This window comes from Streptomyces sp. ADMS, from assembly GCF_033441795.1.
Taxonomy (GTDB): domain Bacteria; phylum Actinomycetota; class Actinomycetes; order Streptomycetales; family Streptomycetaceae; genus Streptomyces.
The window spans coordinates 1-351 of the sequence record NZ_JAVFVX010000490.1 but is presented as its reverse complement, the minus strand read 5'-3'; the positions used below and the strand labels follow the sequence as shown (position 1 = coordinate 351).

Below are 351 nucleotides of genomic sequence, written 5' to 3'. Positions count from 1 at the left end.
TGACGGCTTCCGTGGTGTACCGGAAGGTGGTCGTGCTGACGGGCGAGTCGAAGCGGAGTAGCTCGTCCAGCGCGGATGGGACGTTCTCGGGGTTGCTGCGCAGGCGGTCCAGCTCGGCAGGGTGCTGGAGCATGGCCAGGGCGGCGTTGCCGAGGAAGTTGGTGGTGGTCTCGTGCCCTGCGATGAGCAACAGCACCGCCAGGGAGACCAACTCCTCCTCGCTGAGGTGGTCGCTTCCGTCGCGCGCCGAGATCAGGCGGTCGAGGAGCGAGTCACCGGGCTCTAGGCGCTTGGAGGCGATGAGGCCGGTCATGTACTCGGCCATGGCGTGCGAGGCCGCGTCGATGAGGC

At 67.8% G+C, this 351-nt stretch carries 1 protein-coding gene; it reads right to left on the bottom strand.

What is annotated here, in order from left to right; genetic code table 11:
• Window positions 1-351, bottom strand: a 351-nt coding sequence (locus RB628_RS42960; RefSeq protein ID WP_318325803.1) for a cytochrome P450, incomplete at both ends; no start/stop codon positions are given.